Annotated in this window: 7 protein-coding genes; 5 read left to right on the top strand and 2 right to left on the bottom strand. The window is 47.6% G+C overall.

Annotated features, from left to right (window positions below; genetic code table 11):
- The first annotated feature begins 9 nt into the window (after window positions 1–9).
- Window positions 10–1,290 carry a serine--tRNA ligase gene (gene serS / locus ALO_RS07335; RefSeq protein WP_040292944.1) on the top strand — a complete coding sequence of 427 codons (1,281 nt, stop codon included), beginning with the start codon at window positions 10–12 and terminating at the stop codon, window positions 1,288–1,290.
- Between the two features lie 209 nt (window positions 1,291–1,499).
- Here serS and ALO_RS07330 read toward each other — a convergent pair whose 3' ends face one another.
- Window positions 1,500–1,961: a hypothetical protein gene (locus tag ALO_RS07330; RefSeq protein ID WP_004094369.1), complete on the bottom strand. Its 462-nt coding sequence runs from the start codon at window positions 1,959–1,961 to the stop codon at window positions 1,500–1,502.
- Between the two features lie 250 nt (window positions 1,962–2,211).
- Here ALO_RS07330 and ALO_RS07325 point away from each other — a divergent pair, with 250 nt between their 5' ends.
- From ALO_RS07325 to blaOXA, 3 genes are all read left to right on the top strand, one after another.
- Window positions 2,212–2,520, top strand: a complete 309-nt coding sequence (locus ALO_RS07325) for a hypothetical protein (protein WP_004094367.1) — start codon at window positions 2,212–2,214, stop codon at window positions 2,518–2,520.
- Window positions 2,521–2,708: 188 nt separating this feature from the next.
- A complete protein-coding gene (locus ALO_RS07320) occupies window positions 2,709–3,392 on the top strand; it encodes an FHA domain-containing protein (protein WP_004094365.1) in 684 nt (227 codons plus the stop codon).
- Between the two features lie 111 nt (window positions 3,393–3,503).
- A complete protein-coding gene (gene blaOXA, locus ALO_RS07315) occupies window positions 3,504–4,319 on the top strand; it encodes a class D beta-lactamase (protein ID WP_004094361.1) in 816 nt (271 codons plus the stop codon).
- 91 nt (window positions 4,320–4,410) lie between these two features.
- Here blaOXA and ALO_RS07310 read toward each other — a convergent pair whose 3' ends face one another.
- Window positions 4,411–5,352 carry a nitronate monooxygenase gene (locus tag ALO_RS07310; protein WP_004094360.1) on the bottom strand — a complete coding sequence of 314 codons (942 nt, stop codon included), beginning with the start codon at window positions 5,350–5,352 and terminating at the stop codon, window positions 4,411–4,413.
- Window positions 5,353–5,798: 446 nt separating this feature from the next.
- On the opposite strand from ALO_RS07310, the gene ALO_RS07300 reads away from it, so the two are divergent.
- Window positions 5,799–7,118: a hemolysin family protein gene (locus tag ALO_RS07300; protein ID WP_004094358.1), complete on the top strand. Its 1,320-nt coding sequence runs from the start codon at window positions 5,799–5,801 to the stop codon at window positions 7,116–7,118.
- The last annotated feature ends 120 nt before the right edge of the window (window positions 7,119–7,238 follow it).

Here is a 7,238-nt window from a genome sequence, read left to right as displayed (position 1 = left end):
GGGAACAACATGTTAGACATTAAGTTTTTGCGGACCAATCCTGAAATGGTAAAAGACAATATCCGGAAAAAATTTCAGGATCACAAGTTGGTACTGGTAGACGAAGTAATTGAACTGGACCGGAAAGCACGAGACGCCAAATCCCGATGCGACGTTCTCAGAAGCCAGAGAAATTCCATCAGCAAAGAAATTGGCGCACTATTAGCCAAAAGTCAGAAGGAAGAGGCCGAACAAACTAAAACAAAGGTCGCGACCATTGCCGCAGAACTGACTAGTCTGGAGGAACTTGAAAACCAGCTGGCCGTCCAGATCCGCGAAAGAATGCTGGCCATTCCTAATATGATTGATCCATCGGTACCCATCGGCAGGGACGACAGTGAAAACCTTGAACTGGAGCAGTTTGGCGACCCGGTTGTCCCGAATTTTACGGTGCCATATCATATTGATATTATGGAAAAATTGCAGGGCATTGATCTCGACAGTGCGCGAAAAACCAGTGGAAATGGCTTCTATTATCTCTCCGGTAATATTGCCCGGTTACATTCGGCAATTCTCTCCTATGCAAGGGATTTTATGATTGACAGGGGTTTTACCTATTACATTCCGCCGTTTATGATCCGCAGCAAGGTTGTGACCGGCGTCATGAGTTTTGCCGAAATGGAAAATATGATGTATAAAATTGAGGGTGAAGATCTCTACCTGATCGGAACAAGTGAGCATTCCATGATCGGTAAATTTATCGACACAATCCTGGATGAGGAACAACTTCCGCAAACCTTAACCAGTTATTCTCCCTGCTTCCGCAAAGAAGTGGGCGCCCATGGTATTGAAGAACGCGGCGTATACCGAATCCACCAATTTGAAAAACAGGAGATGATAGTAGTCTGTAAACCGGAGGAAAGCGCCCGGTGGTTTAAAATACTGTATCAAAATACCGTCGATTTCTTTCGTTCATTGGATATTCCCGTACGTACACTGGAATGCTGCTCAGGGGATTTAGCGGATTTAAAAGTAAAGAGTATCGACGTAGAAGCTTGGTCGCCCCGACAACAAAAGTACTTTGAAGTGGGAAGCTGTTCCAATTTAGGTGATGCCCAGGCGCGCCGCCTAGGCATCCGTGTTAAAAATATGGAGAATGGCAACTATTTCGCCCATACCCTCAACAACACGGTGGTAGCACCGCCGCGCATGATGATCGCCTTCCTGGAAAACAATTTGAATGAAGACGGCACTGTGGCCATCCCGCAGTCACTTCGAATGTACATGGGCGGAAAAGAATTTATAAAATAAAATGAGCTGTCTATTTTTTGTATAGCCGTGGCATTTTTAATATTTCTGCGGATATACCCGAAAAAATTAAATGCAGAAAATGATCTTCATCCAATTTACTCAACAACAGCAGCTGAGAAAGAAAAAGGCAGCCGGCGCTTGCCGCAAAGCGGCGCACGGCTACTTTTTGTCGCTAAGCCAAGCTTAGGCAACTGAAACAAATGGAACGATTATTCTGTCATGCCAACAGCATATTGGCTTTTAATCTGGAACATCAGATACAAAAAGGCCACATTGAGCAGCAGACCTACAATGCTGAAAGAAGTCATCTGGGGAATGAGGCCGATCAGCAGAGAATAATAAACGACAGTCCACCCTTTCCTCTGCCGGCTCAGCATCCGATAGCCGCCGTAGAGGCCCAACCCCTGAATGATGGGGGCCAGCAGCAGGTAGAAAGCAACATACATCAGAGAGACAGAAGGGGAGGAAACAGCATAACCGCTGGTCCAGCCAAAATAGGTAAACAAGAGGCCAACGGAGGAAAACCACGCCACCAGGCCAACTCCGCTTAATACAATAACGGCCCAAGGCAAAACTTTTGCCGTCGCTTCCTTGATATTGGCAGACAGCGCCGGCGTCTTACTGACAAAAAGATCGTCTAAGAACTGTTCCAATCGCTTGAACTGATTCATGTCAACCTTCCTTTCCTATGCTGAAATCATCGGAGTTAATGAGTCCCTTAACCACCTCCTTCATTAATAATATTCAGAATCGGAAATATCTTGCGCTTAATTTTATTGTATTGATCTTATAAACAAAACCGTCATTACTTAAATTACGCTTTGACGAAATTCTGTATGGTAATTAAAAGAAAATCTAATAGAATTTTCATTACATATTTTTTATAGCGTGGGGAATTAATTTAATAAAAGGAGTGATAACGTGCTTATTCAAAATAGTTATACTACCGACAAATCAATTGCTGTAGTGGATGTGGAAGAAACTTTGCAGGATGTATCCATCCCGCAAAATACTGTCGGAAAGGTTGAAATTGACTTCGATCATAGATTTAATTTTTATGGCTACAAGGTGGTAAATGATAAAAAGAAAGTTTTTTGTGTTGGTCAGGACTGTGATCCCTTATCGGGGAAAATAATTTTCCATATCTATAATACTGAAAATGGCGCAGAATCTGTAACCCCAATTAGAAGAAGGTTCCTCGGTATAGGGAATGTTTTCGATATTATGTAAAAAAATTCACGCTCCGTAAGGGGCGTATTTTTTTGCGCAAAAAAGCCCGCTTCTTGGCAGAGCAAAAGAAAGGAAGATGAGCAATATGAATTTCAAGTTGCATTATAATCCCATTTAGGTATGATTGTATATAAGAGAGTACCCCCGTTCAATGCGTACTCCAGCATAAGCAATGGGAGGAAAAAAGTTTGGATTCACTGGCTTGTTTGATAGTAGAGAAGGGAGCGCCTTTTGAACCAGGAACCAGGATCGATTGGACTACGCCGGAATTAATTCTTGGCCGTGCCTGCGGTTCAACCATACCGGACCTGGGATTTACCAATTTCTTTGTATCCCGCCGTCACTGCTGTCTCAAATGGCAGGAGGCGACGGTAATGCTTTATGATTTGGGCAGCAAACATGGCACGTTTGTCAATGGGAAGCAAATAGCAGCAGATGTTGCCGTACGATTATATGACAGCGACAGAATCAGCCTGGCAAGCGGCATTGTCGTGCTGCGACTTGGCCTGACACCGGCTTCCGAGCAGACCATGGAACTGGACGCCGCTTTTACCCGTAAGCAGTTATTCCCGCCAGTCGGCATTGTTCTTGACCCGGACAAGCGTGAATGCATCGTTAACGGCAAATTGATCAGTTTAACCCACAAAGAAGCGGTTTTTCTGGACTTATTACTGCAGCGCGGCGGCAATGTGGTCAGTTATGCCGATATTAAGGCGGCCGTATGGCCCGAACGCCATTCTGGCGGCGATGGGGCGCCTGACGTAGGGGTAGACGAGATGAATGTTTTGATTTATCGGCTGCGGCGCAAGCTGGGGCATAGCGGGAATCGCATCCGGACAATCCGTGGCCAGGGCTGCCTGATTGAGCTGTAAATTGCCTTTGTCAGAGTTATTTCAGGTTTTTGTCACTCTTGTGCTATCCTTTTGTTGCCAGGGATGAAGTAGAATGAAAGCAACAACAAACGGATAGCGAGGATGAATCATATGTGGAAAATACTAAGCCTGCTTTTTATCTTTTTGTCCGGGTTATGCTTCAACGGTTTGTTGCTGGGGCAAACCTTTTCCGGTGACAATTTGACGATGCGTCCGGATCTGCAGCGTCATTTTGAAGGATTTTCGGGCACTTTTGTTCTATACGACGAGAAAAACAATCAATACGCCGTCTTTAACCCTGCTCAAAGCAATGAGCGTCTGACCCCCTGTTCCACTTTTAAAATCTACCATTCGCTGATCGCTTTGGAAAGCGGCGTAGTAAAAGGATCTGACCCGGATACGCTGATTCGCTGGAACGGGATTCACTATCCGATTGATTCCTGGAATAAAGACCAAACCCTTTCATCCGCTATCGCCAATTCGGTGGTCTGGTACTATCAGGAATTAGCCTCCCGCATTGGCAGCGCCAGGATGCAGCATTACCTGGACCGGCTGGACTACGGCAATAAAGACCTGTCCGGGGGCATCACCCAGTTTTGGCTGAACTCTTCCCTCAAGATTTCCGCCAAAGAACAAGTCGATCTGCTGCGCAAACTGTTTGGTTACCAATTGCCTTTCGCCCGGGAAAATATCGATGTTGTCAGGCACATGGTCCTGCTGTCCCAGAATGACGGCATCAGATTATACGGTAAAACCGGGTCAGACTACCAGGGCGGAAAATATATCATGGGCTGGTTTGTCGGATGTGTGGAGAAGAACGGCAGCCGGTATTATTTTGCGACCAACATCACCGGGAAAAACGGCGCTCACGGTCTCAAGGCAAAAGATATCACCCAGAATATCCTGCTGGAGTGGGGAATATTATGATGTGCTTTCAAAAAAAGTTCTGGCGGAGACCGCCAGAACTTTTTTCTCATTCTCATATCGAAATATTGCCCTTGTCCTTGGTTCTGAGTACCTATTTTACCAGATTGACCGCCGTGGAGAGCAGGTGGGCGGTTTCGGCCATGATTTCCTCGATGATCTCGCGGGCCGGCTTGATGTCCCGCAGGCGATTAAGGCTTTGACCCACTTGAACCAGTCCGTTTTCCACATCGCCGTCAATGGCGGCAAGCTTATTGGTGCCGGTAGCCATAGCATTCAGCTCTTCCTGGGGTGCGCCGCTGATTTCACGGGCCAGGAAACACTCGGTAAAGTTATTTTTCAGGCCCCTCACGCCATAGCCGCGGGAATAGCCGGTGACGACGGAATCGGTATCTTCGGCAGTGATAATTCTTTGTTTGGCATTGGGATGCAATAAGCATTCCTCGGTCAACAAAAAACGCGATCCCATTTGCACGCCGGACGCGCCCATGAGCAGAGCGGCGGCTGTGCCCCGGCCGTCCACGATGCCTCCGGCGGCGATGACCGGAATGGATATTTCCGGAATGACATTGGTGAGTAAGGCCATGGTAGTCAGTGTGCCGATATGGCCGCCAGCCTCCATGCCTTCAATAACGATAGCGTCAGCGCCGGCGGCTTCGACCCGTTTGGCCAGTTTTACACTGGGCACCACCGGGATGGCTTTAATACCCGCCTGACGGAATTTTGCGAAAAAAGGAACCGGATTGCCGGCACCCAGGGTAACAAAAGCGACTTTCTCCTGGCAGATGACTTCGGCGACTTCCTCTTTATTCGGGGCCATCAGCATGACATTCACGCCGAAGGGTTTGTCGGTCAGGGTTTTGGCCCGCCGGATCTCATCCCGTACCCAGTCGGCCGTGCGGCCGCCGGTAGCAATAATCCCGGCCCCGCCCGCGTTAGATACCGCAGCGGTGAGGTTGGCCTCGGAAACCCAGGCCATCGCGCCCTGGATAATGGGGTATTTGATTTGAAGCAGCTTTGTCAGTTTTGTTTCCATGCACATCATCCTTTCCATTCATCTCAATCCTGTTTGATATAGTGTAACCCGGGATCGGGAAAAAGAGAAATACAGGTTGCTTATAGTATAATAGTTTCAATATATAACGCGAAATCACCTTTTGGGAGGACTCGCGGGAGCAAAGCACTGGCTGAATGTGCGCCGGCATACTCACTCTCGGCAAAATCCGTATGCGGTTGATATTGTCCTGCTTGTCGGGACAGCAGCGGAGGCCCCTTACGATCCCCTGACTGATTTAGCCGCGAATAACAGCGATACTTCTGCTTCCTTAGTAATCAACGCTAGAAGCGGTATTAATAATCTGCAGATATTCAGCGGACCAACTGGGTCCGCTGATTTTTTTCTGTATGCCGGCTCGTTTAAATTTGGTTAGACTAATGATATAATTTAGAATAAATCTTGATTAAAGGAGCTGGAATTGTAAGTTGGACACGGACCCATCGATAAGTCTGGAGATCGTCATCATTCTTGTCCTGATTATTGCTAATGGCGTCTTCGCAATGACCGAGATAGCCATTGTATCATCCCGCAAAGCGCGTTTAGAACGAAGGGCGGCTGAAGGCAGCGCAGGGGCCAAAGCAGCTTTGGAGTTGGCCAACGATCCGACGCAGCTGCTGTCTACCGTTCAGATCGGCATCAGCGCCATTGGCGTGGTAACAGGAGCCTACGGCGGGGCCACGATTGCCCAGGCATTAGCCGTCTATCTCAAGCCTCTGCCGTTTGTCGGGGCGCATAGCAACGCTGTCAGCTTGGTCATTGTCATTGCTTTAATCACATATGCTTCCCTTATCATTGGTGAATTAGTGCCGAAGAAGATGGCCTTAAATAACCCGGAACCCATTGCGGCGGCAATTGCAATTCCTATGCGGCTTTTTTCAAAAGCCTTCACACCGTTAGTACGCTTACTGAGCGTCTCAACGGAATTTGCCCTGAAAGCACTCAGGGTGAAAGAACCAATAGAACCAGGTGTCACCGAAGAGGAAATTAAAATCATGATTGCAGAGGGTACGGCCATCGGAACCTTTGAAGAGACTGAGAAGGAGATCGTCGACAGGGTATTTCGTTTAGGAGATATGAGAGTTTCCGCCTTGATGACGCCAAGGACTCAGATAGACTGGATTGACCTGGAAGAGGATGAATCGGAAATTTGGCGGGCGATAACCGAAAGCAATCATTCCAGACTGCCCGTTGCCCGAGGGAGTTTAGACGATTTAACCGGGGTCGTTTATGTAAAGGACATACTGGCGACCCCTGGCCAAATCCCTCTTCCCATAGAGGAAAAAATTCAGGAACCCCTGTTTGTCCCCCGCAGCCTCCGCGCCTTCAAACTCTTGGAGCAATTCCAGAAGTCAGGAACTCATATAGCCGTTGTGATGGATGAATTTGGAGGCATGATCGGCCTGGTGACCCTGCATGACATCCTGGAGCAATTGGTGGGAGAATTGCCCCAGGAAGAAGAAAGCAATCCGGAGATCATCCAACGGGACGACCATTCATGGCTGATGGACGGATTGCTGCCCATTGATGAATTTAAGGAGTTATTTGACTTTGATAAATTAGTCGCCGAAGACAGGGACCATTATGAAACCTTAGGCGGTTTCATAACCTCATATCTCGGCAACATGCCCAAAACCGGCGAAACCTTTGAGTGGGGCGGCCTCAAGTTTGAGATTGTGGACATGGACAGAATGAGAATTGATAAAGTGATGGTCACAAAACTCGATCATCTTGATGCAAGGTATTAGCCGGAAATGATGTTTTTTCATCATCTCGAGATCATAAAAATGTGAGGGATGATGGATTTAACAAAGGCAGCGATTCGCCGGTGCGCAGTGAGTGGTTTGCTATGACGCCGGCTCTCCTTT

Source organism: Acetonema longum DSM 6540 (assembly GCF_000219125.1).
GTDB classification, from domain to species: domain Bacteria; phylum Bacillota; class Negativicutes; order Sporomusales; family Acetonemataceae; genus Acetonema; species Acetonema longum.
This window is presented reverse-complemented; position numbering and strand designations above follow the sequence as displayed.